The sequence below is a fragment of the Herbaspirillum sp. SJZ099 genome, from assembly GCF_007828355.1.
Taxonomy (GTDB): Bacteria; Pseudomonadota; Gammaproteobacteria; order Burkholderiales; family Burkholderiaceae_D; genus Herbaspirillum.
On record NZ_VIUO01000002.1, the window covers coordinates 561,140 to 584,536 of the forward strand.

A 23,397-nucleotide genomic window follows, 5' to 3' on the forward strand; every position below is an offset into this window, starting at 1 on the left:
CCCTTAGAACGTATAGCCGAACTTGGGCGCGTGTTCCTGCTCGAGCTTTTCGATCAGGCGCACCAGCGGTGTGAAGGCGACATAGCGGCGCGCGGTCTTGAGCGTGTATTCCATGACCAGCGGCATGTCCTTCAGGTAGCCGTCCTTGCCGTCGCGGTGGTACAGGCGGGCGAAGATGCCCAGCACCTTGAGGTGGCGCTGCAGGCCCATCCATTCGAAGTCGCGGTAGAAACTGTCGATGTCGGGCGCGACCGGCAGGCCGGCGCGGCGCGCCTTTTCCCAGTAGCGGATGGCCCAGTCCAGCACCAGCTCCTCGTCCCACTGGATGTAGGCGTCGCGCAGCAGCGAGACCAGGTCGTAGGTGATGGGGCCGTAGACCGCGTCCTGGAAATCCAGGATGCCGGGGTTGCCCGTGGGCAGCACCATCAGGTTGCGCGAATGATAGTCGCGGTGCACGTAGACCTGCGGTTGCGCCAGGTTGTTGGCCAGGATGGTGTCGAAGGTCTTGGTCAGCACCGCGTTCTGTTCGTCGCTCAGCGTCACGCCCAGGTGGCGGTCGATATACCACTCGCGGAACAGTTCCAGTTCGCGCAGCAGCAACGGGCGGTCGTACTCGGGCAGGGCGTCGGGCCGGCTTTGCGCTTGTAAAAGTACCAAGGCTTCGATCGCATCCATGTATAGTTTGGGCGCGCTGCCTGCGGTGAGCTGGTGCAGGTAGGTGGTCGAACCCAGGTCCGTGAGCAGCAGGAAACCGCGTTCGGTGTCTTGCGCCAGGATCTTCGGCACCGTCACGCCGGTGGCGCCGAACAGGCCGGCGACATGGATGAAGGGGCGCACATCTTCTTGCGGCGGCGGCGCATCCATCGCGATGGCGGTGCCGCCGTCCGGCGTGTCCACCCGGAAATAGCGGCGGAAGCTGGCATCGGCCGATGCCGGGCGCAAGGTGGAAGACAGCACCGGGGTGGCGGCGAGGGTGTCGAGCCAGGCTTGCAAATCGGATAAACGGCGATCGGGGGAAGAACTTGGGGAAGACATGAACTATCTGAGGAATTCGTTTGATGTGGTTGAGTTCCCATATAATAAGGGATTAACTTCAAAAAATCCGCCTGCACGGTGTCTTGCCACTCTTTTCATGATCCGGTTTTCCAAGTCTCTCTCTGAACGCACTGTCAATTGGCGGTTGGCGCGCCTGCTTTCGTCGGCGGTGGTGGCATCCGCCTCAGGCCTGCTGCCGCTTGCGGTGCATGCGCAGATGACGGCGCCCAAGCCGGCGGCGCCGGCCGACGACCAGGATGCGCCCGTCAACGTGAGCGCCGAGCAGATGACCGGACGCCCCGACCGCCAGGTGAACCTGGATCGGGACGTCGAAGTGGTCAAGGGCAGCACCACCATCAAGGCCGACCGCGCGGAATACCGCATCATCCAGGATGAGGTCGAGGCCACCGGCCACGTATGGATGCGGCGGCTGCAAGACCAATACACCGGCGACCATGCGCAGATGAATATGGAATCCGGCGCCGGTTTCGTGACCAATCCGACTTACCTGCTCGGCAAGAATGGCGGGCGCGGCAAGGCCGAGCGCATCGATTTCCTGTCCAACGACCAGGCGGAAGTGACGCAGGGCACCTACAGCACCTGTGAAGCGACCGATCCGGACTGGTACCTGCGCGCCAACACCATGGATCTCGATAGCGGACGCGATGTCGGCACCATGCGGGGCGGCGTGCTGTACTTCAAGGACGTGCCCATCCTCGGTTCGCCCTGGATGTCGTTCCCGCTGTCAGGCGAGCGCAAATCCGGCGTGCTGCCGCCGACCTACGGCATGACCTCGACCGGCGGCGCCGAGTTGTCGGTGCCTTACTATTTCAACCTGGCGCCTAACTACGACTTGACGCTGGTCCCGAAGTACATCGTCCGCCGCGGCCTGCAACTGGGGGCGGAAACGCGCTACCTGGGCGATACCTATTCCGGCACCACTTACGTGGAAGGCATCCAGGACCGTGTGACCGGCACCGGCCGCTACTCGCTGTCTTCGTTGCATAACCAGACCCTGGCGCCGGGATTGGCCCTGGCCTGGAACCTGAACAAGGCGTCCGATAACGACTACCCGTCGGACTTCGCCCATTCGATCACGGGCAGCACCCAGCGCCTGCTCACGCGCGACGTCAGCCTGACCTATTCCAGCACCTACTGGAGCCTGTACGGGCACGTTTCCAAGTACCAGTTGCTGCAAGACGTGGACAACCCGATCACCAAGCCTTACGACCGTGTGCCGCAGATCGTATTCAGCGGCAGCCGCTACGATGTCGGCGGTTTCGACTTCACCACCACGGCCGACTTCACGCGCTTCTCCAGCGGCGACCTGGTCGGCGGCGACCGCGGCTTCATCACGCAGACGGTGGCCTATCCGTGGGTGCGCCCGGGCTACTTCATCACGCCCAAGCTGACCCTGGACGCCACCAGCTATCGCCTCAACAACGTCGGCGTGGGGCAGCCCACCAGCTTCTCGCGCACGCTGCCGACGGTGTCGCTGGACTCCGGCCTGGTCTTCGAGCGCGAATCGACGCTGCTCGGCCGCAGCATGACCCAGACCCTGGAACCGCGCCTGTTCTATGTGCGTACGCCGTACCGCGACCAGTCGCAGCTCCCCAATTTCGATTCGGGCCTGGCCGACTTCAACTTCGCGCAGATCTTCAGCGAGAACCGCTTCTCGGGCAATGACCGCATCAGCGACGCCAACCAGCTGACCGCCGCCATCACCTCGCGCCTGATCGAGGAAAATGGCCTGGAGCGCCTGCGCATGGCGGCGGGGCAGCGCTATTACTTCGCCGATCCCAAGGTCGCCTTGAGCGGCACGACCTCGACCACGCTGGGCAGCAAATCCGACCTGCTGCTGGCGCTGGGCGGACAGATTTCCAAGGAGTTCTCGACCGACAATACGGTGCAATACAGCGAGACCCTGCGCCAGATGGTGCGCTCCACCTTCGGCGTGCGCTGGCAGCCGGCGCCCAAGCGCGTGCTGAACCTGCAATACCGGCTGGACCGCACTTATGTGAATCCTTACACCGGTGCGCAGGGACCGCTCAAGCAGGTTGACGTCTCCGGACAATGGCCGGTGTCGCAACGCTGGTATGCTGTGGGCCGTATCAACTACTCGATTCCCGACAAGACCGTGGCCGAAGGCCTGCTGGGCATGGAGTACAAGGCCGACTGCTGGGTGTTCCGCGTGGTGGCGCAGCGGATCCCGACTTCCTCCACCAAGGCGTCGACCGGTTTCTTTGTACAGTTGGAACTCAACGGCTTCTCGAAGATCGGTTCCAATCCGTTGGATGCGCTCAAGAGCAGCGTTCCCGGCTATCAGAACGTGAATTTGCCTGACAGCACCGCGAACGACAACTTCTAACCCTTTCCTGACCCAAGTGCTTATCCATGCGTAATATGCGTACACCACTCCTCGCAAAAACCAAAACAGTGACCGCGCTGCTGTGCATGCTGGGCGTGATCGGCAATGCGCAGGCGCAATTTGCGACGACCATCATCCCGGTTGCACCGTCGGAAATGGAGCAACAGGCGCCCGCCAAGCCGGCTGCGGCGCCCGCGGCCAAGCCTGCGGCAACCAGGCCGGCTGCCGCGCCGATGGCGACGCCGCCTGCAGCGGCGCCGGCGCGGGCCCCAGCCGCCCGCGCATCGCAGGAACCCAGGCCGGTCGACTCCATCATGGTGGTGGTCAACAACGAGGTCATCACGCGCCAGGAAGTGGCCGAGCGCCTGGCCAGTGTCGAACAGCGCATGGCTGCGCAGAACGTGCAAGTGCCTCCGCGCAATCAATTGGTGCGCCAGCTGGTCGAGCGCATGATTGTCGAGCGCGCCCAGGCGCAGATGGCCAAGGAAAGCGGCATCGTGGTCGATGACGCCATGCTGGATCGCGCCATGCAGCGAATCGCCGAGCAGAACAAGATGTCGATGCCGGAATTCCGTGCCCGCCTGGAAAAGGAAGGCATGGTCTACGCAACCTTCCGCGAGGAAATCCGGCGTGAAATCCTGAGCCAGCGCCTGCGCGAGCGTGAAGTCGACAACAAGGTCACCGTCACCGAATCCGAAATCGACAACTACCTGGCCGCCGAAGCCAATGCCGGCGGCGAGCACCAGGAGCTGGACATCGCCCAGATCCTGATCCGCGTGCCCGAGAACGCCTCGCCGGAACAACTGGCCGCGCGCCGCGAACGGGCCGAAGACGTGTTGCGCCAGTTGAAGACCGGCGCCGACTTCGCCAAGACGGCCGCGACCTACTCCGACGCCACGGATGCCCTGACCGGCGGCGACCTCGGCTGGCGTCCGGCCGAGCGCTTGCCGCAACTGTTCCTGGATGGCGTGTCCCAGTTGCAGGAGGGGCAGGTCAGCGCGATTCTCAAGAGCGGCAACGGCTTCCACATCCTGAAACTGGTCGGCCGCCGCGCCGCCGGCAACCAGCAAGCCGCCGCGCCGGCAGTCCAGCAGACCCATGTGCGCCACATCCTGATCAAGGTCAACCAGGTGGTCACCGCGGCCGACGCCAAGCGCAAGCTGGCCGAACTGAAGGAACGCCTGGACCACGGTTCGGCTACCTTCGAAGAACTGGCCAAGCTGTATTCGAACGACTTGTCGGCGGCCAAGGGCGGCGACCTGGGCTGGGTATACCCGGGCGATACCGTACCCGAGTTCGAGCGTGCGATGGACCAGTTGAAGCCGGGCGAGGTCAGCCAGCCGATCGAATCGCCGTTCGGCTTCCACCTGATCCAGGTGGTTGAGCGCAAGACCGACGACGCTTCCAAGGAGCGTACCCGCCAGGCGGCTCGCCAGGCCATCCGCGAGCGCAAGATCGAGGAGGCCACCGAAGACTGGATGCGCCAGATCCGCGACCGCGCCTATGTCGAGTACCGTAACGACGACTGATGCGGCCAGCGCGCGGCGCCCGTTGCAAGCGGCGCTGCGCGCCTGTGCATCTGGCGTCGCCTGCATGAGAGCCCAGCAAGAAGCCGGCCCTGGTGCCGGCTCTTGCTTTTTTTGACGAGGGATTTTCCAACGCCATGAATCGACCCATCATCGCGCTCACCTGCGGCGAACCGGCAGGCATCGGCCCCGAAATTTCGCTGCGCGCGGCCTGGGAGTTGCGCGCTGAAGTACGTTGCGTACTGTTGGGCGATGCCGCCTTGCTGGCGCAAACCGCGCAAGGCATCGACCCGCAGATGCGGGTCGCCGCACTGTCGATACAGGCCTGGCGCAACAGCGGCTTGCCGGACTTCCCGGCCGATTGCCTGACCGTCATCGACTGCCCGGTGGCGGAACCGGTGCGTCCTGGCCAGCTTGATGCGCGCAATGGCCGCGCCGTGCTGCAGGCGCTGGATCTCGCAGTCGAAGGGGCGATGAGCGGCGGCTTTGCCGCGATCGTCACCGCGCCGCTGCAAAAGAGCACCATCAACGACGCCGGCGTGGCGTTTTCAGGCCATACCGAATACCTGGCCGCAGCCACGCATACGCCGCACGTGGTGATGATGCTGGCCGGCGCAGCCACGTCACATGCGCCGCATCTGCGCGTGGCGTTGGCCACTACGCACCTGGCCTTGAAGGATGTGCCGGCCGCCATCACCGGCGACAGCCTGGCGCACACGCTGGATATCCTCCAGTCCGACTTGCGCGCCAAGTTCGGCATCGCCGCGCCGCGCATCCTGGTCACCGGCCTGAATCCGCATGCCGGCGAGAACGGCTATCTCGGCCGCGAGGAAATCGACGTCATCGCGCCGGCGCTGCAGGCGGCGCAGCAGCGCGGCATCGATGCGCGCGGCCCGTATCCGGCCGATACGCTGTTCCAGCCCAAGTACCTGGAAGGCGCCGATTGCGTGCTGGCGATGTACCACGACCAAGGGCTGCCGGTGCTCAAGTTCGCCAGCTTCGGCCACGGCATCAATATCACGCTGGGACTGCCGCTGATTCGCACCTCGGTCGACCACGGCACCGCACTGGACCTGGCCGCGCGCGGGCTGGGCCATGCCGACCACGGCAGCATGACGGTGGCGATCCGCGCCGCCGCCGAGATGGCGCGCAACCAAGGCAAGCTATGAAACACATCCCCCGCAAACGTTTCGGCCAGAATTTCCTGACCGACGACACCGTCCTGTACGACATCATCCGTTGCATCGAGCCCCAGCCGGACGATGCCATGGTCGAGATCGGCCCCGGCCTGGCGGCGATGACTTCCCTGCTGCTCGACTCCCTCAAGCACCTGCACGTGGTCGAGCTCGACCGCGACCTGGTCGAGCGCCTGCAAAAACGCTTCGACCCGGCACGCCTGACGGTGCATTCGGCCGACGCATTGAAGTTCGACTTCGGCAGCATTCCGGTGCCTGACGGGCAAAAGTTGCGGGTGGTCGGCAACCTGCCGTATAACATTTCCAGCCCCTTGCTGTTTCATCTGGCCAGCATTGCGCCGCAGGTGCGCGACCAGCATTTCATGCTGCAAAAGGAAGTGGTGGAACGCATGGTGGCCGAACCGGGCGGCAAGGCTTACGGGCGCCTGTCGGTGATGCTGCAATGGCGCTATCACATGGAATTGCTGTTCGTGGTGCCGCCCGCCGCATTCGACCCGCCGCCGAAGGTGGACTCGGCCATTGTCCGCATGATTCCGCTGGCGCAGCCCATGCCCTGCGATGAGAACTTGCTGGCGCAGGTGGTCACCAAAGCCTTCTCCCAGCGCCGCAAGGTGATCCGCAACTGCGTGGCGGGTTTGTTCACCGAAGAGGAATTGCGCCAGGCCGGCGTCGACCCGCAAGCCCGCCCGGAAGCGGTGCCGGTGGCGCAGTTCGTGGCGCTGGCCAATCTGCTGGGCAACCGCAAGACCTGAAAAACGCCGCCTTTGTGCGTATCCGGTTGCAAATAGTCACATTCGGGGTACGACTCGTAAGAACTGTAACCAAGTCACAGAATCGATGGATTTCGAGATTTGTTGGCATATAGTTGAATCGTGCCGCGACAACATAGCGGACTCATTTGACAGGAGCCAATCATGGCCAGCAAAAAAATCGCAACGGTTCTGATCGCAACAACCCTTCTCGCCTCGGCAGCAGTCGTCAGCGCGCCCGCCATGGCGCGTGACCACGGCGGCAATAACGGCGTCGCCATCGCTGCCGGCATCATCGGCGCGGTCGCCATCGGTTCGCTGATCGCCAATTCGGTTCCAGCCCAGCCGGTCTACCAGGCTCCGCCGCAACAGGTGTACTACCAAGCCCCGCCGCAGCCGGTTTATTACCAGGCGCCGCAGCCCGTGTACTACGAGCAGCCGCGCTATTACGCGCCGCGCCCGGTGCGCTACGTAGAACGCACCGAAGTGCGCTCCTACCGCTATGACGACCGTCCGTACTACTACGGCCGTTAAGCGATGCGGTAAATCGCAGTCTTGAGGAAAAAACGGGCAAGCCACGCGGCTTGCCCGTTTTTCATTGTGCTCCTGGAGCCGGGGTTCAGGCGCCAGCGTTTCGCGCCAGCTCGATGAAAGCATGCAGGTAATCGATGCCGACTTCGGTTTCGCGCGCGCCGAGGAAGATCTGCTTGGCGATGCCGTGCTTGCCCAGCCGCACCGGCGCCACGTCCATCTTGTCGGCGTATTCTTCCACCAGCCAGCGCGGCAGGGCGGCGACGCCGCGTCCGCTGGCGACCATCTGCAGCATGATGTCGGTGGTTTCGATGGCCTTGTGCCGTTTGGGCGTGACGCCCGCCGGCGACAGGAATTGATTGTAGATATCCAGGCGGTCGGTCGGAACGGGATACGTGACCAGTACTTCATCCAGCAGTTGCTGCGGTTTCACATAAGCGGCGCCGGCCAGCTTGTGGTTGCCGGCCACGACCAGCACCTGTTCGTAATCGAAGACCGGTTCGAAGACCAGGCCGGGCTTGTACAGCGGGTCCGGCGTGACCAGCAGGTCGATCTCATAGCCGAACAGCGCGCCGATGCCGCCGAACTGGAATTTCTGTTTCACGTCCACATCCACATCCGGCCATGCCTCCAGATAAGGCGACACCACCTTCAACAGCCATTGGTAACAAGGATGGCATTCCATGCCGATGCGCAATGCGCCGCGTTCGCCCTGGGCGAACTGGCGCAGCCTGCCCTCGGCCAGGTCCAGTTGCGGCAGCACGCGGTTGGCTACGGCCAGCAGGTATTGGCCGGCTTGCGTGAGCCGCAGGCTGCGTCCCTCGCGCAGCCAGATATCGGTGCCCAGTTGCTGTTCCAGCTTCTTCATGCTGTGGCTCAGCGCCGATTGCGTGACACACAGGATCTGGGCGGCGGCGGTCAGCGAACCTTGCCGCTCGACTTCCTGGACGATGGATAAATGGATGCGTTCCAACATGATGTATGAGCAACTTTCATGGCATTGTGGATTGATGCCATTCTACTTCATGGATGTCCGGTCCTGTGACCGCTCCATTCGACTGCGGACTGAAGACCCGCCAGAGGCAGGAGAAGGGATGCCGGCCTTGAGCAACATGGCGGCGGCCAAGACCTTGCGCGGCCGGATTTTTCCTTCGATCTATTGATCCAGCTTCTCGTGGAAGTCGGAGGCGCCGCGTTTCCAATAGGCGGAAATGCGCATGGCATCCTTGGAGTGCTGTTTTTCGTTGAGCAGCAAGGCGCGCAGTTGGGCCATCGTCGCCGCTTCACCCGCGCCCCAGACGTAACCCTCGCCGGCCGGCAATTGCCATGCGCGGATGTCGGCCAAGGCTTCGGCGCCGTTGGTCACCCATTTCACGTCGACTTGCGCCTGGCTGTCGAACTGGCGGATATCGCCCATGTGGGCAATCTCGATGACCGCCCGCACGCGCGCGCCCGCCGGCAGTTCCTTGAGGCGGCGGCTGATCGCCGGCAAGGCAGACAGGTCGCCCACCAGCAGGTGCCAGTCATAATCGGCGGGGATGATCATGGAGCCGCGCGGCCCGGCGATCACCGCCGTCATGCCGACCTTGGCCCGGCGCGCCCAGTCGGTGGCGGCGCCTTCGGCATGCAAGGCGAATTCCAGCGTGATTTCATTGCGTTGCTCGTCATGATCGATTGGCGTATAGTCGCGCCGCACCGGGACGCCGGCGGCATCCGGAAAGATGAATTTGACGTGGTCGTCAAACGACAGCGAAACGAAATCCGACAAGGCCTCGCCCTTGAATGTGATGCTGAGCATGTTGGCGCCGGTCTGGCGGATGCGCGAGACGGTGACGTCGCGGAATTTGACGTCATGGCGGACACGTTGCACTGCACGCGACGGTGTATTGATGGTATCCATGGAAGCCTATTTAGTTGATAATATCTACCATTATGAAAAATCAAGTTGATAAAGTCAACCAATCACCTGCTGCCGATAAGGTCTTTGAGGCCATCCATACGGTCATGCACTTGTACCGCGCCAGTCGCTTACAGGTTTTCCGCGAGGACGAGCGCGGCATTACGCATATGGAAAGCCGCGTGCTGGATTACTTTGCGCAACACCCCGACGCCACGCTGAGCGACCTGGTGGCGCATTCCGGGCGCGACAAGGCCCAGCTGACGCGGCTCATCCGCGGCTTGCGGGACAAGAACTATCTGGAGGCGAGGGAAGACGCGCAAGATCGCCGCTCCGTGCGCTTGCAGCTCAGCAAGGAAGGCCGGGCGCTGCAGCGCCAATTGAAAAAGACCGGGTCCCGGATCCTGGCGCAGGCAGTGGAGGGCTTATCGGAAAAGCAATGCGATGAGCTGGTCGCGCTGCTCAAGATCGTGCAGGGAAACCTGGAACGGCAAGACTGAATTTCTCCCGATCCTGCCGTGCTTGTCCCGAAGGCGCCACGGGGCACGAAACATCCAGTGCGTCTACAATACGGGTCTTACCCAGCAACATTTTGAGGCACACATGCGAATTCTCCATACCATGCTGCGAGTCGGCGACCTGCAACGTTCCATCGATTTTTACACGCGAGTGCTGGGCATGAAGCTTCTGCGCACGTCGGAAAACACCGAGTACAAATACACGCTGGCGTTCCTAGGCTATGGTTCCAATCCCGACCATGCGGAACTGGAGCTGACCTATAACCACGGCGTCGACAAGTACGAAATGGGCACCGCCTACGGCCACATCGCCATTTCAGTGGAAGACGCATACAAGGCCTGCGAGGCCGTCAAGGCCGCCGGCGGCAATGTCACGCGCGAAGCCGGCCCGGTCAAGGGCGGCGCCACGGTGATTGCCTTCGTCACCGATCCGGACGGCTACAAGGTCGAGTTCATCGAACACAAGAAGTGATGAAGTGATCGCAGGCGCAAGGGATGGGGAGAGGCGAAAGCGATACCCGGTCCCGATGCGCAGGCGTCGTATCCACAGAGCCCGCTTGCGGGCTCTTGTTGTTTACGGTGCCGTTTGGGACTTGTACGCGATCGCCTGCGATCAGAAGATCGGCAGGGTTTCCGGCGCGCTGTCGCGCAGCGCTTTCTTGGCCAGCTCGAATTCGGGGAAGATCGATTGCACCGTGGCCCAGAAGCGCGGGCTGTGGTTCATCTCGCGCAGATGTGCCAGCTCATGCGCGATCACATAGTCGATCAGCGGCAGGGCGAAGTGCATCAGGCGCCAGTTCAGGCGGATGCGGCCGTCGGCGGTGCATGAACCCCATTGCGTGGTGGCAGAGGACAGCGCGTAGGAGCGGTAGGTGACGCCGAGCTTTTCGGCGTAGACGATCAGGCGCTTGCCGAACAGTTCTTCGGCGCGCGCTTGCAGCCAGCCTTGCACGCGGTCCTTCAATTGCTGCTCGCCGGCGTCGGCGGGCAGGCTGACGTTCAGTTCGCGCGCATCCTCGTCGAGATAGACCGCGGCGCGTTGGCCGGCGCGGATGCGCAGCGTGATGTCCGCGCCCAGGTAGGGCAGCGTGGCGCCGTCGCGCCACTGCATCTGCGGCTGCAGGCGGCGTGCCGAGCGCTCGCGGCGCTCATTGAGCTTGGCCAGGATCCAGCGCTGCTTTTCGCGGATGGCGTTTTCGATCTCGGCCAGCGTCACCCATTTGGGCGAGGTCACGCGCAGTCCTTCGTCGCTCACCAGGAAACCGATGGTGCTGCGCTTGGAGCGCAGCAGGACGTAATCCAATGTGTGTTCGCCCAGCTGGATGCGGCGTTTGCCGTCGGCCGGGCGACCGCTCGGCGGCGGCACCAGCGTGGCGGGCGGCGCGACGACCGGGGGCGGCAGCGGCGCGGCATGCACCACCGGCGTGGGCGTGACGATCAGCGGCGGCTGCAGCGTCGGCGACGGCAAGGCCGGGCCGGGATCCTGGATAGGGGTAATCTGTTGCGCGGGCGACTGTCCCTGCTCCGGCTCCGGAGCGAACAAATCCAGTTGCAGCGAAAGCTGGTTGGGATTGGGCTTGGGTTTGCGAAGCAGTTTCAAGGGAGTCGCGGCGTCCTGATATGTCGGTTGGCTATCTGCAAGAACCTGTTGACGATCTCGTCCGGGGTTGCCCAAATACTCTTTCAGGCGGTCTGCGGCGTGGCAAAGCCTCGCCGGGCCAACCGGCCCGGCTACGTTTTACGCCTTGCATTCCATCCTGAAATGACATTTGCTCAACTCCCGGCTAGATCATCAACAGGTTCTAAGACCTGGCCGGATCGACAGGATCGACGGCGGCCTGCCGGGGCGCGTTGTTGTTGTATGCGTCCGGCGAAATCACGCGCATCTCGGATTCTATCCAATTTTCAACGCGCGCGTTGAGCTCGTTGGGCGACAGCCCGGCGGGCGAGATCGGCTTGCCGATCGATACCGTGATGGTGCCCGGTTGCTTGACGAACGAGCCCTTGGGCCAGCGTTCGCCGGAGTTGACGGCGATGGGCACCACCAGCGTATTGGTTTCCACCGCCAGGCGCGAGCCGCCCGCCTTGTATTTGCCTTGCGAGCCGACCCTGGTGCGCGTGCCTTCCGGAAACATCACGATCCATTGGCCGTCGGCCAGCCTGCGGCGGCCGTGTTCCAGCACCTGCGAGAAGGCGTCGCGGCCCTTGCTGCGGTCGATCGGGATCATGCGCAACAGGCCGATGCCCCAGCCGAAGAAGGGGATGTAGGTGAGTTCCTTCTTGAACACGAACACCAGCGGGCGCGGCATGTTGATGACGTAGAAGATGGTCTCCCAGGCCGACTGGTGCTTGGACAGCAGGATCACCGGCGCATCGGGCAGGTTTTCCTTGCCGCGGATCTCATAGCGGATGCCGCAGATGACTTTGGCGCTCCAGATGACGAACACATTCCAGCGCGAGGTCCACCAGTAGCGTTGCGCATAAGGGAAGGGCGCGGACAAGAGGCAGGCGAAGGACCAGATGATGGTGGCCACCGCCATCAGGACCAGGAACACTACCGACCGCAGAATCAAGGTAAGGCGCAAAATACATTCTCCCATGCCGCAGCATGCGTTGTTTGTTGTGATGAAACGGACGGTGCTATACCGACACGTCGACCGGCGACTTGAGGATGAAATCGACCACCGAAGACAGGTTGGGGTAGACCAGCGTACCCGGCGGCAGGCCGCCCTTGGCATGGGTCTTTTCGCCCTTGCCGGTCAGTACCAGGTAGGGCGCGCAGCCGGCCACGAAGCCGGCCTGCAGGTCGCGCAGCGAATCGCCCACGGTGGCCACGCCGCCGCGCAGGCTGATGCCGAAGCGCTTGGCGATCTCAAGGAACATGCCGGGCTTGGGTTTGCGGCAGTCGCAGTTGTCGTCGGCCGAGTGCGGGCAGAAGAACACGGCGTCGATATCGGCGCCGACCTGCTGGGCCGCGGTGTGCATTTTGTGGTGGATGGCGTTGAGGGTCTTGATGTCGAACAGCCCGCGCGCCACGCCGGACTGGTTGGTGGCGACCACCACCCGGTAGCCGGCCTGGTTCAGGCGCGCGATGGCTTCCAGCGATCCCTTGATCGGGATCCACTCGTCGGGCGATTTGATGAACGCGTCGGAGTCGTGGTTGATGACGCCGTCGCGATCGAGGATGATCAGTTTCATGCGGTAGGCTTCCCTTCATGCAATCCGCCGCGCCGGCCTGGGGCCATGCGCGGCGGATCTTCCCGGTATCGGTCTTGCTGATGGATTAGGATTACGCGGCCAGCTTGGAAATATCGGCCACCTGGTTCAGCATGCCATGCAGCTCCGCCAGCAACGCTTGGCGGTTCTTGCGCAACTGTTCGTCTTCGGCGTTGACCATCACGTCGTTGAAGAAGGCGTCGACATTCTGCCGCAATTGCGCCAGCGCCTTCAATGCGCCGGCGAAATCGCCCTTGGCATAGGCCGCTTCCACCTGCGGGCGCGACAGCTGCATGGCCGAGTGCAGGCCCTGCTCGGCGGCTTCGCGCAGCAGGCTGTCCTGCACCTGGCCGTGGCCGTCGATGGCCACGCCTTCGATCTTCTTCAGGATGTTGGTGATGCGCTTGTTGGCCGCGGCCAGCGCTTCGGCTTCGGGCAAGGCGGCGAAGGCCTTGACCGCGTCCAGGCGCTCGACCACGTTGTCCAGCACGGCCGGCTGCTGCGCCACCACCGCTTCGACTTCATTCTGCGCGAAGCCGCGCTCGCGCAGCAGGCCGCGCAGGCGGTCGTACAGGAAGGCCAGCACGTCGGCGCCCGGGTTCTTGAAATTGGCGTTGCCGGCGAACAGTGCGGCCGCGGCCTCCACCAGCACCGGCAGCGACAGCGGCAGGCGCTTTTCGACCAGCATGCGCAGCACGCCCAGGGCGTGGCGGCGCAGCGCGAACGGGTCCTTGTCGCCGGTCGGCTGCAGGCCGATGCCCCAGATCCCGACCAGGGTTTCCAGCTTGTCGGCCAGCGCCACGGCGGTGCCGGTCGCGGTGGCCGGCAGCGCGTCGCCGGCAAAGCGCGGCTGGTAATGCTCGGAGGCGGCTTGCGCGACGTCTTCGGCTTCGCCGTCATGGCGCGCGTAGTAGGTGCCCATGATGCCTTGCAGCTCGGGGAACTCGCCCACCATGTCGGTCAGCAGGTCGGCCTTGGCCAGCAGCGCGCCGCGCTCGGCCAGCGCCACGTCGCCGCTCAACAGGCCGGCGATCTTGCCGGCCAGCGCCTGGACGCGCTCGGTGCGCTGCAACTGGTTGCCCAGCTTGTTGTGGTAGACCACGTTGGCCAAGAGCGGCACGCGCTCGGCCAGCTTTTTCTTCTTGTCCTGCTCGAAGAAGAACTTGGCGTCCGACAGGCGCGGGCGCACCACGCGCTCGTTGCCGCCGATGATGTGTTCGGGATGCGCGGTCTCCAGGTTGGAGACGATCAGGAAGCGCGAGCGCAGTTTTCCGTTGGCGTCGGTCAGCGCGAAGTACTTCTGGTTGGTCTGCATGGTCAGGATCAGGCATTCCTGCGGCACGGCCAGGAACTCATCCTCGAACTTGCATTCGTAGACCACCGGCCATTCGACCAGCGCGGTGACTTCGTCGAGCAGGCTGTCGGGCATCAGCACCTGGTCGGCGCCGGCCTTGTCCAGCAGCGCGGCGCGGATCTTGTCGCGGCGCTCGGCGAAGCTGGCGATGACGCGGCCTTGCGCGGCCAGCGTCTCGACGTAGGCGTCGGGCGCGGCGATCTGCAGCGCGCCCGGCGACAGGAATCGGTGGCCCAGCGTGGTGCGGCCGGCGTCCAGGCCGAGGATGGTCAGCGGCAGCACGGCATCGCCGAACAGGGCCACCAGGTAATGCGCCGGGCGCACGAAATGCACGGTTTCCCCGGCGGCGCGGCCGAACTGGCGCTGGTAGCTCATGACCTTGGGGATCGGCAGCTTGGCGACGGCTTCTTCCAATGCCGCCTGCAGGCCCTGGGCCAGGGCCGAGCCCTTGGCGGTATAGGTGTAGAAGAAGCTTTCGGCCTTGCCGTCCTGCGCGCGTTCCAACTGGTCCGGCGTGATCACGGCGGCGCCGGTGGCGGCGGCCAGGGAAGCCAGCTTCTTGACCAGCGGCGCGGCCGGGCGGCCTTCCGCATCCAGGCCGACTGCGACCGGCAACACCTTTTCGCGGATCGCCTTGTCGGGCGAGGCGGGGCGTACCTTGGTGATGGAGACGGCCAGGCGGCGCGGCGTGGCGTAGGCGGTGGCGGCGGAATCGGATTCCAGGTAGCCGCGGCTTTGCAGGCCATTGAAGATGCCGGCGGCGAAAGCGTCGCCCAGCTTGGCCAGCACCTTGGGCGGCAGTTCTTCGGTGACGAGTTCTACGAGAAGTGTTTGGTTCATGTTGTGTGTCTTGCTGTCTTGCTCGGTGCGCCTGCAATGCCAGGCGCCGGTTCTGTCGTATGCGGTTGCGGCCGCGCTCAGGCAGCGGCCTTGATCCCGGCCTCTCCCAGCATGGGGAAGCCCAGGCGCTCGCGCGACTCGAAATAGGCTTGCGCCACGGCGCGCGAAAGGTTGCGGATACGGCCGATGTAGGCGGCGCGCTCGGTGACCGAGATGGCGCCGCGCGCATCGAGCATGTTGAAGGTGTGCGCCGCCTTGAGCACCTGTTCGTAGGCCGGCAGCGCCAGCGGCACTTCCATCAGGCGCTTGGCTTCGGCTTCGTAGTTGGAGAACAGCGAGAACAGGAACTCGGTGTTGGAGTACTCGAAGTTGAAGGTCGACTGCTCGACTTCATTCTGGTGGAACACGTCGCCGTAGGTCAGCTTCTTCTTGACGCCGTTTTCGATCCATTCGGTCCACACCAGGTCGTAGACGTTTTCCACGCCTTGCAGGTACATCGCCAGGCGTTCGATGCCGTAGGTGATCTCGCCCAGCACCGGCTTGCAGTCCAATCCGCCGACTTGCTGGAAATAGGTGAACTGGGTCACTTCCATGCCGTTCAACCACACTTCCCAGCCCAGGCCCCAGGCGCCCAGGGTCGGGTTTTCCCAGTCGTCCTCGACGAAGCGCACATCGTTTTGCTGCAGGTCCAGGCCCAGCGCTTGCAGCGAACCCAGGTACAGGTCGAGGATGTTTTCCGGGGCCGGCTTCAACACCACCTGGTATTGGTAGTAGTGCTGCATGCGGTTGGGATTTTCACCGTAGCGGCCGTCCTTGGGGCGGCGCGACGGTTGCACGTAGGCGGCGCGCCACGGCTCGGGGCCGATCGCGCGCAGGAAGGTCGCGGTGTGCGAAGTGCCCGCGCCGACTTCCATGTCGTAGGGCTGCAGCAGCGCGCAGCCTTGGGCGTCCCAATATTCTTGCAGCTTGAGGATGATTTGTTGAAATGTCAGCATCTTGTGTGGTTGCCGGAGGAACTGGCGAGGAATTGCTAAAACCTTGAATTTTAGCGTCTTTTGGGCTGTTTGACCCGGTTTCGGGGTGGCCGATTGCAGGCGGGTTTGAACTGTTTCAAGCCTTGAAACAGTTCGGCGTGCCCACTGGCGACTTGTCAGTGGCGGATGCGCGCGGCCTTGTTGCGGCCCCAGGCCACCAGCAGCATCAGCAGGGCCAGCCCGACCACCAGCTTGTTGCCCAGCAAAATGTAGGGCGTCTGGCCGGCATAGCCTTGTACCTGCGCGGCGAGCGTGCCGCGCGTGTAGGGCGGCAGTTCCTCCAGCGCGCCGCCGGGCACGATCACGGCGGTGGCGCCGGTGTTGGTGGCGCGCAGCATCGGGCGGCCGGTCTCCAGCGTGCGCATCTGCGAAATCTGCAAATGCTGCGGCAGCGCGATGGAATTGCCGAACCAGGCGATGTTGGACAGGTTCAGCAGCACGCTGGCCTGCGGCTGGCCGGCGCGGTAAGCGTCGCGCAGCTGGCCGGCGATTTCTTCGCCGAATAAATCTTCGTAGCAGATATTGGGCAGCACCCACTGGTCTTTCACGGCGAACGGCGATTGCACGGGGGCGCCGCGCGTCATGTCGCCCAGCGGGATGTGCATCATGTCGACGAACCAGCGGAAACCCAGCGGGATGAATTCGCCGAAAGGCACCAGGTGGTGCTTGTCATAACGATAAGGCGACACCGCCGAGCCGGCTTCGGGGCCGAAGCCCAGCACCGAATTGGCGTATTGCATCGGCGCGTCCGACAACGGAATGCCCAGCGCCAGGTGGCTGCCGCTCGATTGCGCGAAGCGCACCAGGCGCGCCAGGTAGTCCGGCGGCAGTTGCTGGGGCAGCAAGGGAATGGCGGTTTCCGGCGTGGCGATCAGGTCGGCCGGTTCGGCGCTGATCATCTGCTCGTACATGGTGAGCGTGGACACCAGCGCATCGTTGGAGAATTTCATTTCCTGCGGGATATTGCCCTGCAGGAGCCGCACCGAGATCGGCTGGCCTTGCGGCGTGGTCCAGGCCACCTGGCGCAGCGCCAGCCCGCCGGCCCATAACGCCAGTACCGTAGCCAGCGGCACGCCGATGCGGATGGCCGCGCCGGCGGCGCCCTTGCGGCGCATTCCCTGCCACAGCAGCGCCAGCGCGCCGGCCGCCAGCGCGGCGATCCAGCCCACACCATAGACCCCGCCCACGGCCGCGAAACCGGCCAGCGGCCCGGCGGTGTGCGCATAGCCGGACACCAGCCAGGGAAAGCCGGTGAAGATCCAGCCGCGCGCCCATTCGGACAAGGCCCACAGCGCCGGCAGCATCAGCAGGCCCATCGTCAGCGGCGACGACGACCAGTGCTTGCGCAGCCAGCCGGCCAGCGCCATGGCGCCGCCGGCGTACAGGCCGAGGTACAGCGCCAGCAAGGCCACCGCCAGGGCCGCCATCCAGGAGGGCATGCCGCCATAGTCGTGCATGCTGATGTACAGCCAGTGCACGCCGGCCGCGGCCCAGCCGAAACCGTACAGCCAGCCCAGCAGGAAGTGCCGGCGCGCGCCGGCCTGGGGGGAAACGATGGCCTGGTGGAACAGCCAGGCCAGCGCCGCGATCTGCAGCGGCCACAGCCTGAACGGCGCGAATGCGAAGACGTTGGCGGCGCCCGCCAGGATCGGCAGCAGCAGCGGCAGCAGCGCGGCCGGGCCGATGCGGTCGCGCGCGGGGGCTTCCCCGCGTTGTTCAGGAGTGTTGTTCGGGACGGGGGAATTCACGCTGGACAGTGCCGGGAGAGCGGGATTATTCGTCTTCCGCTGCCGCAGACGGCAGCTTGGACACCAGCAGGACATGCACCTGGCGAGCGTCGGCGCGCAGCACTTCGAAATGCAGGCCGTCGATGTCGAACTCGTCGCCCTTGCGCGGCACACGGCCGAGGTGGTTGGCGACCAGGCCGCCGATGGTGTCGGCATCCTCGTCTTCGAGGCGGCAGCCGACCTCGTCGTTGAACTGTTCGATCTCGGTGAGCGCCTTGACGCGCCAGCGCGCGCCGTGGGGGCCATCCTTCAGGGCCAGCACGTTGTCTTCGGCCTCGTCGAAATCGTACTCGTCCTCGATGTCGCCGACGATCTGCTCCAGCACGTCCTCGATGGTGATCAGGCCGGCCACGCCGCCGTATTCGTCGACCACGATGGCCATGTGGTTGCGGTTGGCGCGGAAGTCGCGCAGCAGCACGTTGAGGCGCTTGGATTCGGGGATGAAGATGGCCGGGCGCAGCATGTCGCGCACGTCGAACGATTCTTCGGCGTAGTAGCGCAGCAGGTCCTTGGCCAACAGGATGCCGACCACCTTGTCGCGTTCGCCGTCCACGGCCGGGAAGCGGGAGTGCGAGGTCGACAGCACGTCGGGCATCCAGGTTTCGATGGGCTTGCTGATGTCGATGCTGTCCATCTGCGAACGCGGCACCATGATGTCGCGCGCGGCCAGGTCGGAGACCTGGAACACGCCTTCGATCATCGACAGGGCGTCGGCGTCGATCAGGTTGCGTTCGTGCGCGTCATGCAGCACCTCGAGCAACTCTGCACGGTTTTCTGGTTCGGGGGAAATCAGGGCGGTGAGACGTTCAAACAATGAACGGTGGGGTTTAGCGTCAGACTTGACGCTACTAGGGTGTTCTTGCATGGCGTTAGGCGCGAGCCCGACGTAGTTTTGAAGAGGCATAGGATACAACAATTATGTGACAAGTCCACTAAACCGCCGCAAGTCCAGGCATGGCGCGGCTTGCGCGCAGATGCCGTCAGTTGCATGCCGGAAACTGGAAAATCCCGCCTGTTGCCGCCATCCGGGCAAAAAAAAAGCCGGCCACGCTCGCGCGTGCCGGCCATTTCCGCGCATCGGCGCTCAGCGTCCGGCGTAAGGGTCGGCAAAGCCCAGCCCGGCCAGCAATTCGGTCTCCAGCGTTTCCATTTCGACCGCGTCTTTCTCGTCTTCATGGTCGTAGCCCTGCGCATGCAGCACGCCGTGCACCACCAGGTGGGCGGTGTGCTCAATGACGCTCTTTTTCTGTTCGGCGGCCTCCTTCTCCAGCACGTCGGTGCAGAAGATGATGTCGGCCTGCGTCACTTCGCTGTCTTCATCCTCTGTATAGGCGAAGGTCAGCACATTGGTGGCATAGTCCTTGCCGCGATAGTCGCGGTTCAGCGCGCGGCCTTCGTCGGCATCGACGAAGCGCAGCGTCAGTTCGGCCGGGGCGAACAGCGCGGCCTGCACCCAGCGGCGCAGCATGGGGCGGGTGACGGTGTCTTTCAGGCTGGCGTCGGCGTATTGCACCGACAAGGCGAGCTTAGGTTTTGCGGACATTGCGGGGCTTGGCTGCTTTGGTCAGGAGGTTGGTGGCCGCGCGCGCGGTGCTGCGGGCGGTGTCGGGTTTCGGGTTGTTGTGCCCATCGTAGGCATCGACGATGCGCGCCACCAGCGGATGGCGCACCACGTCGGCGCTGGTGAAGCGCGAGAAGGCGATGCCGCGCACATTGTGCAGCACCGTCAGCGCATCGACCAGGCCGCTCTTCTGGCCGTGATGCAGGTCGACCTGGGTGACGTCGCCGGTCACCACCGCCTTGCTGCCGAAGCCGATGCGGGTCAGGAACATCTTCATCTGTTCCGGCGTGGTGTTTTGCGCCTCGTCCAGGATGATGAAGGCATGGTTCAGCGTGCGGCCGCGCATGTAGGCCAGCGGCGCGATCTCGATGGCCTGCTTCTCGAACAGCTTTTGCGTGCGGTCGAAACCGAGCAGGTCGTACAGCGCGTCATACAGCGGACGCAGGTAGGGGTCGACCTTCTGCGCCAGGTCGCCCGGCAGGAAACCCAGGCGTTCGCCGGCTTCCACCGCCGGTCGGGTCAGTACGATGCGTTGCACCGAATCGCGCTCCAGCGCATCCACCGCGCAGGCCACGGCCAGGTAGGTCTTGCCGGTGCCGGCCGGGCCGACGCCGAAGGTGATGTCGTGTTCCAGGATGGCGTTGAGATACTGGCTCTGGTGCGGCGTGCGGCCACGCAGGTCGTGCTTGCGGGTCTTCAGGATCGGGCTGTCGGGGATGGCCTGTTCATCGGCCGCGGCCGTTTCTTCCGCGGTCGGCGCCTCCGCCTTGCGCGCGCGGCGAACGCTGGCGCTCAGCGGCGGCAATCCGGCTTCTTCATCGGCGGCCGCATTGGCGCGCTGTTCGACCAGCGTCAGCTGGATATCGTCCAGCGACACCGCGCGGTCGGCGCGTTCATAGAAGCGCTCCAGCACATCCACTGCGCGTTCGGCGTTAGTGCCGGTGACGATGAAACGGTCGCCGCGGCGGAAGATGGTCACATCCAGCGCGTTGGAAATCTGCCGCAGGTTTTCATCCAGCGCCCCGCACAGGTTGGCCAGGCGCCGGTTGTCCAGCGGTTGCGGGATGAAGTGGTGCGGCTGGTTGGGGATCTTTTTCAATGAGGGGTCCGGTCTTTGTTTGGCTATTGTTTGACGACGATCTCGCCGCGCAGCGAGAACGGGAATGCCTGCAGGATGGTGACATCGACCATCTGGCCGACCAGGCGCGCGCCGTTGGGGCCGCCGTCGAAGTTGACCACGCGGTTGTTTTCAGTACGGCCTTGCAGTTCGTTGGGGTCGCGCTTGGAAGGGCCTTCGACCAGGATGCGCTGCACGCTGCCGAGCATGGACGCGCTGATCCTGGCGACGTTGCCGTTGATGACCGCCTGCAGGCGCTGCAGGCGTTTCAACTTGACTTCCTGCGGCGTGTCGTCGGCCAGGTTGGCGGCCGGGGTGCCGGGGCGCGCGCTGAAGACGAAGGAGAAGCTGTTGTCGAAGCCGATGTCGTCGATGAGCTTCATCAGCGCCTCGAAATCCTCTTCGGTCTCGCCGGGGAAGCCGACGATGAAGTCGGACGACACCGTGATATTGGGACGCACCTTGCGCAGGCGGCGGATCACCGACTTGTATTCGATGGCGGTATAGCCGCGCTTCATCGCCGCCAGCGTGCGGTCCGAGCCGTGCTGCGCCGGCAGGTAGAGGTGATCCACCAGCTTGGGCACCTTGGCGTAGGTATCGATCAGGCGCTGCGAGAATTCCTTGGGATGGCTGGTGACGAAACGGATGCGCTCGATGCCGGGCATTTCGGCGATGTATTCGATGAGCAGCGCGAAGTCGGCGATCTCGCCGTCTTCCATGGCGCCGCGGTAGGCGTTCACGTTCTGGCCCAGCAGCGTGATTTCCTTCACGCCCTGGTCGGCCAGGCCGGCCACTTCGGTCAGTACATCCTCGAAGCGGCGCGAGACTTCCTCGCCGCGGGTGTAGGGCACCACGCAATAGCTGCAATACTTGCTGCAGCCTTCCATGATGGAGACGTAGGCGGTGGCCCCTTCCACGCGCGCCGGCGGCAGGTGGTCGAACTTCTCGATCTCGGGGAAGCTGATGTCGACCTGCGCGCGGCCGGTGTAGCGGCGTTCGGTGATCATCTGCGGCAGGCGGTGCAGGGTTTGCGGGCCGAACACCATATCGACATACGGCGCGCGCTTGACGATGGCTTCGCCTTCCTGCGAAGCCACGCAGCCGCCCACGCCGATGAGCAGGTCGGGATTCTTCTTCTTCAGCTCGCGCAGGCGGCCCAGGTCGGAAAACACCTTCTCCTGCGCCTTTTCGCGCACCGAGCAGGTATTGAGCAGGATCACGTCCGCGTCTTCGGGACGGTCGGTCTTGACCAGGCCTTCGGCGACGTTGAGCACATCGGCCATCTTGTCCGAGTCGTACTCGTTCATCTGGCAGCCGAAGGTTTTGATGAATACTTTCTTTTGCATAAATCTCAATCAAGCGTAGGGCGCGAGGGAAGATGCATGTGGGATGCGGGCGCCGGCAAAGGGAGGCGGTCGGGCCGGTCGGCAGTGCGAGGGCGGGCGCGGCGCATGGCATCCGATGCGATGCCTGCGGAGCCTGCCGGCGCGGTGGGCGAGCCATTCCTCAAAGGCTGGCGATTATAGCACCTGATGCCTGGGGCGAGCCCGTCCGAGGCGGCCTTGGCGGGGCGCCGGAGCATGCGCGCAACAGCTTGGGCAGGCGGTGTCCGGAGGGTGTCGATATGGCAACATTCAAAGACCGCCCGGCATGCTCAGGTCGCTGCCGGGGCGTTGCCTGCCGCGGATCCGCCGGTTCAATGTGTCCATTGCAGGAAAAGCTGCGGAGCAGGGCATGATGGGCTCGCTGTGCGCAGGGGAGGCGATGCGCAAGCGTGTGTCAGCCAGCCTTTTTCTTTTTCGCCGCCGCTTTGCGCGCCGGCGTTGCCTTTTGTCGTTGCGGCTGCGGCTGCGGTTGTGGCTGCAGTGCGGCCGGGACCGCAATCGAAGCCTTCAGGAACCACGACAGGACCGATTCGGCCGTCTTGGCGTCCACCATGCCCGGTGCGCAGCGGTGCGAAAAGCTCACGCCTTCGCACAAGGCCATCAGGCCGATGGCGATCTCGCGCGGCGGCGCTGCCGGCGGGGTGCCGGTCAGTTTGGAAAACATCTCGACGAATTCGGCGATCTGGCGATAGCGCTCTTCCAGGAAACCGTTGAATTCGGTACGGAATTTCTCGTCGCGCAAGGCGACGATGCGCGCTTCCATCCACAGCAGGCTGCATTTGTCTCCCTGGTACAACTGGGAGTAATGGGCGGCAACTTCTTCCTTCAGGGCCAGCGGATCGTCGGTCGGGCCGCCCAGCATGCGGTGGAACTCCTGGTCGATGCCTTCGCCTTCGCGGCGCAACAGTTCGAAGAACAGCTGGGTCTTGTCGTCGAAGTTGGAATAGAAGGCGCCGCGCGAATAACCGGCCGCGGCGCTGATGTCTTCCACGCTGGCTAGCGGGAATCCCTTTTGCATGAAAACGGCGTGTGCAGCGTCCAGCAGCCTTTCCCTGGTCTGCTCCCGGCTTTGCTCGCGGCTGAGTCGTTGGCGTGTCATGGGGGAAATTTTAGCATTGATGAATCCAAATACAATGTTGCATTTGAATTCGTATATGAATTAGAATGCCGGAAATCCGAAGCGCTTGCCTTCGGGGATTCGGAGCGCGCGGCGATCCGGACATCTACCTTCCATGAAAGGACCGTCGTGAAGATTGCTCTCCATTCCCGCCATTCCCGCTTGC

Annotated in this window: 21 protein-coding genes; 7 read left to right on the plus strand and 14 right to left on the minus strand. The window is 64.0% G+C overall.

From position 1 onward, the window contains the following. Positions 1-3: 3 nt before the first annotated feature. Positions 4-1,035, minus strand: coding sequence for an aminoglycoside phosphotransferase family protein (locus FB597_RS07665; RefSeq protein WP_144768967.1), 1,032 nt, complete (start codon positions 1,033-1,035; stop codon positions 4-6). A 97-nt stretch (positions 1,036-1,132) separates the two neighbouring features. On the opposite strand from FB597_RS07665, the gene FB597_RS07670 reads away from it, so the two are divergent. The 5 genes from FB597_RS07670 (at position 1,133) to FB597_RS07690 (ending at position 7,408) form a co-directional block, all read left to right on the plus strand. Continuing rightward, positions 1,133-3,403 (plus strand): LPS-assembly protein LptD, encoded by a 2,271-nt coding sequence (locus FB597_RS07670; protein ID WP_144768969.1) that lies wholly within the window; start codon positions 1,133-1,135, stop codon positions 3,401-3,403. Between the two features lie 26 nt (positions 3,404-3,429). Beyond that, positions 3,430-4,932: a peptidylprolyl isomerase gene (locus FB597_RS07675; protein ID WP_144768971.1), complete on the plus strand. Its 1,503-nt coding sequence runs from the start codon at positions 3,430-3,432 to the stop codon at positions 4,930-4,932. Between the two features lie 134 nt (positions 4,933-5,066). Next, positions 5,067-6,098 (plus strand): 4-hydroxythreonine-4-phosphate dehydrogenase PdxA, encoded by a 1,032-nt coding sequence (gene pdxA / locus FB597_RS07680; protein WP_144768974.1) that lies wholly within the window; start codon positions 5,067-5,069, stop codon positions 6,096-6,098. Then, on the plus strand, positions 6,095-6,877 hold the full coding sequence (rsmA, locus tag FB597_RS07685) for a 16S rRNA (adenine(1518)-N(6)/adenine(1519)-N(6))-dimethyltransferase RsmA (RefSeq protein ID WP_144768976.1): 783 nt from the start codon (positions 6,095-6,097) through the stop codon (positions 6,875-6,877). The genes pdxA and rsmA overlap by 4 nt, the downstream gene beginning before the upstream one ends. 162 nt (positions 6,878-7,039) lie before the next feature. After that, a complete protein-coding gene (locus FB597_RS07690) occupies positions 7,040-7,408 on the plus strand; it encodes a hypothetical protein (protein WP_141913678.1) in 369 nt (122 codons plus the stop codon). A gap of 85 nt (positions 7,409-7,493) precedes the next feature. Here the strand turns inward: FB597_RS07690 and FB597_RS07695 are convergent, their stop codons facing one another. Both FB597_RS07695 and FB597_RS07705 read right to left on the minus strand, forming a co-directional pair. Next, entirely contained in the window at positions 7,494-8,381 is an 888-nt protein-coding gene (locus tag FB597_RS07695) for a LysR family transcriptional regulator (RefSeq protein WP_141913677.1), read from the minus strand. A 180-nt stretch (positions 8,382-8,561) separates the two neighbouring features. Beyond that, entirely contained in the window at positions 8,562-9,305 is a 744-nt protein-coding gene (locus tag FB597_RS07705; RefSeq protein ID WP_141913675.1) for a siderophore-interacting protein, read from the minus strand. A 32-nt stretch (positions 9,306-9,337) separates the two neighbouring features. Between FB597_RS07705 and FB597_RS07710 the strand changes: the two genes are divergently transcribed. Next, positions 9,338-9,802 (plus strand): MarR family winged helix-turn-helix transcriptional regulator, encoded by a 465-nt coding sequence (locus FB597_RS07710; protein ID WP_141913674.1) that lies wholly within the window; start codon positions 9,338-9,340, stop codon positions 9,800-9,802. A 103-nt stretch (positions 9,803-9,905) separates the two neighbouring features. Next, positions 9,906-10,292: a lactoylglutathione lyase gene (gloA, locus tag FB597_RS07715; RefSeq protein ID WP_050468214.1), complete on the plus strand. Its 387-nt coding sequence runs from the start codon at positions 9,906-9,908 to the stop codon at positions 10,290-10,292. Between the two features lie 141 nt (positions 10,293-10,433). Here gloA and FB597_RS07720 read toward each other — a convergent pair whose 3' ends face one another. The 11 genes from FB597_RS07720 to FB597_RS07770 all read right to left on the minus strand — a co-directional run bounded on the left by FB597_RS07720 (position 10,434) and on the right by FB597_RS07770 (position 23,213). Continuing rightward, on the minus strand, positions 10,434-11,420 hold the full coding sequence (locus FB597_RS07720; RefSeq protein ID WP_141913673.1) for a M48 family metallopeptidase: 987 nt from the start codon (positions 11,418-11,420) through the stop codon (positions 10,434-10,436). A 202-nt stretch (positions 11,421-11,622) separates the two neighbouring features. Further along, on the minus strand, positions 11,623-12,420 hold the full coding sequence (locus FB597_RS07725) for a 1-acyl-sn-glycerol-3-phosphate acyltransferase (protein ID WP_141913672.1): 798 nt from the start codon (positions 12,418-12,420) through the stop codon (positions 11,623-11,625). Between the two features lie 40 nt (positions 12,421-12,460). Then, positions 12,461-13,018, minus strand: coding sequence for a D-glycero-beta-D-manno-heptose 1,7-bisphosphate 7-phosphatase (gmhB, locus tag FB597_RS07730; protein WP_141913671.1), 558 nt, complete (start codon positions 13,016-13,018; stop codon positions 12,461-12,463). A gap of 91 nt (positions 13,019-13,109) precedes the next feature. Continuing rightward, the gene (gene glyS, locus FB597_RS07735) at positions 13,110-15,230 is read right to left on the minus strand and encodes a glycine--tRNA ligase subunit beta (protein WP_141913670.1); all 2,121 of its coding nucleotides are present in this window, start codon (positions 15,228-15,230) and stop codon (positions 13,110-13,112) included. 77 nt (positions 15,231-15,307) lie between these two features. After that, entirely contained in the window at positions 15,308-16,225 is a 918-nt protein-coding gene (gene glyQ / locus FB597_RS07740; RefSeq protein ID WP_141913669.1) for a glycine--tRNA ligase subunit alpha, read from the minus strand. Between the two features lie 155 nt (positions 16,226-16,380). Beyond that, on the minus strand, positions 16,381-18,012 hold the full coding sequence (gene lnt / locus FB597_RS07745) for an apolipoprotein N-acyltransferase (RefSeq protein ID WP_144768978.1): 1,632 nt from the start codon (positions 18,010-18,012) through the stop codon (positions 16,381-16,383). Between the two features lie 25 nt (positions 18,013-18,037). After that, entirely contained in the window at positions 18,038-18,916 is an 879-nt protein-coding gene (locus tag FB597_RS07750; RefSeq protein WP_141913667.1) for an HlyC/CorC family transporter, read from the minus strand. 219 nt (positions 18,917-19,135) lie between these two features. Beyond that, positions 19,136-19,594: an rRNA maturation RNase YbeY gene (gene ybeY / locus FB597_RS07755; protein ID WP_141913666.1), complete on the minus strand. Its 459-nt coding sequence runs from the start codon at positions 19,592-19,594 to the stop codon at positions 19,136-19,138. Next, entirely contained in the window at positions 19,578-20,711 is a 1,134-nt protein-coding gene (locus tag FB597_RS07760; RefSeq protein WP_141913665.1) for a PhoH family protein, read from the minus strand. The genes ybeY and FB597_RS07760 overlap by 17 nt, the downstream gene beginning before the upstream one ends. 23 nt (positions 20,712-20,734) lie before the next feature. Continuing rightward, a complete protein-coding gene (gene miaB / locus FB597_RS07765) occupies positions 20,735-22,075 on the minus strand; it encodes a tRNA (N6-isopentenyl adenosine(37)-C2)-methylthiotransferase MiaB (protein ID WP_141913664.1) in 1,341 nt (446 codons plus the stop codon). 433 nt (positions 22,076-22,508) lie between these two features. Further along, positions 22,509-23,213, minus strand: a complete 705-nt coding sequence (locus FB597_RS07770; protein ID WP_141913663.1) for a TetR/AcrR family transcriptional regulator — start codon at positions 23,211-23,213, stop codon at positions 22,509-22,511. Positions 23,214-23,397: the final 184 nt, after the last annotated feature.

Excerpts from the sequence above, each read along its gene's own strand:
- FB597_RS07665 (WP_144768967.1), bottom strand. The coding sequence starts at position 1,035 with ATGTCTTCCCCAAGTTCTTCCCCCGATCGCCGTTTATCCGATTTGCAA.
- FB597_RS07670 (WP_144768969.1), top strand. The coding sequence starts at position 1,133 with ATGATCCGGTTTTCCAAGTCTCTCTCTGAACGCACTGTCAATTGGCGG.
- FB597_RS07675 (WP_144768971.1), top strand. The coding sequence starts at position 3,430 with ATGCGTAATATGCGTACACCACTCCTCGCAAAAACCAAAACAGTGACC.
- pdxA (WP_144768974.1), top strand. The coding sequence starts at position 5,067 with ATGAATCGACCCATCATCGCGCTCACCTGCGGCGAACCGGCAGGCATC.
- rsmA (WP_144768976.1), top strand. The coding sequence starts at position 6,095 with ATGAAACACATCCCCCGCAAACGTTTCGGCCAGAATTTCCTGACCGAC.
- FB597_RS07690 (WP_141913678.1), top strand. The coding sequence starts at position 7,040 with ATGGCCAGCAAAAAAATCGCAACGGTTCTGATCGCAACAACCCTTCTC.
- FB597_RS07695 (WP_141913677.1), bottom strand. The coding sequence starts at position 8,381 with ATGTTGGAACGCATCCATTTATCCATCGTCCAGGAAGTCGAGCGGCAA.
- FB597_RS07705 (WP_141913675.1), bottom strand. The coding sequence starts at position 9,305 with ATGGATACCATCAATACACCGTCGCGTGCAGTGCAACGTGTCCGCCAT.
- FB597_RS07710 (WP_141913674.1), top strand. The coding sequence starts at position 9,338 with ATGAAAAATCAAGTTGATAAAGTCAACCAATCACCTGCTGCCGATAAG.
- gloA (WP_050468214.1), top strand. The coding sequence starts at position 9,906 with ATGCGAATTCTCCATACCATGCTGCGAGTCGGCGACCTGCAACGTTCC.
- FB597_RS07725 (WP_141913672.1), bottom strand. The coding sequence starts at position 12,420 with ATGGGAGAATGTATTTTGCGCCTTACCTTGATTCTGCGGTCGGTAGTG.
- gmhB (WP_141913671.1), bottom strand. The coding sequence starts at position 13,018 with ATGAAACTGATCATCCTCGATCGCGACGGCGTCATCAACCACGACTCC.
- glyS (WP_141913670.1), bottom strand. The coding sequence starts at position 15,230 with ATGAACCAAACACTTCTCGTAGAACTCGTCACCGAAGAACTGCCGCCC.
- glyQ (WP_141913669.1), bottom strand. The coding sequence starts at position 16,225 with ATGCTGACATTTCAACAAATCATCCTCAAGCTGCAAGAATATTGGGAC.
- FB597_RS07750 (WP_141913667.1), bottom strand. The coding sequence starts at position 18,916 with ATGCAAGAACACCCTAGTAGCGTCAAGTCTGACGCTAAACCCCACCGT.
- ybeY (WP_141913666.1), bottom strand. The coding sequence starts at position 19,594 with ATGTCCGCAAAACCTAAGCTCGCCTTGTCGGTGCAATACGCCGACGCC.
- miaB (WP_141913664.1), bottom strand. The coding sequence starts at position 22,075 with ATGCAAAAGAAAGTATTCATCAAAACCTTCGGCTGCCAGATGAACGAG.
- FB597_RS07770 (WP_141913663.1), bottom strand. The coding sequence starts at position 23,213 with ATGACACGCCAACGACTCAGCCGCGAGCAAAGCCGGGAGCAGACCAGG.